Origin of the sequence: Halomonas sp. SIMBA_159, assembly GCF_046536035.1 — a bacterium.
Classification (GTDB): Bacteria; Pseudomonadota; Gammaproteobacteria; order Pseudomonadales; family Halomonadaceae; genus Vreelandella; species Vreelandella venusta_A.
The window spans coordinates 1-278 of the sequence record NZ_JAWJBT010000400.1 but is presented as its reverse complement, the minus strand read 5'-3'; the positions used below and the strand labels follow the sequence as shown (position 1 = coordinate 278).

Sequence of the window (278 nt, the reverse complement as noted above, 5' to 3'; positions counted from 1 at the left end):
ATCATTGTCAATCACTTTTTCTAAAAACCTATAAGTCTACTATGCTTTATTTTCTTTTTCAGTTTCATTTACGCTTTCAGTTGTTGAAGTTAAAACATGCCCGATTCATTATTATTGCGTCCGGCTTGCCTTAGCGCATCTGCTTTAGCTGAATCTTGGTTCAAGGTATTGCCTTTCCGGTCTAAGCTGTATTTCTTTTTGGTCAATCGGTCCACAATATAACTCCCGATAAACAAAGCTCCAAAAAATCCCCAGAAAATCCACATCATCCAATGCAT

The 278-nt window shown here is 37.1% G+C and carries 1 protein-coding gene; it reads right to left on the bottom strand.

The features are described from left to right. Positions 1 to 89: 89 nt before the first annotated feature. On the bottom strand, positions 90 to 278 hold a 189-nt coding region (locus R0J87_RS19780; RefSeq protein ID WP_498888391.1), incomplete at its 5' end, for a hypothetical protein.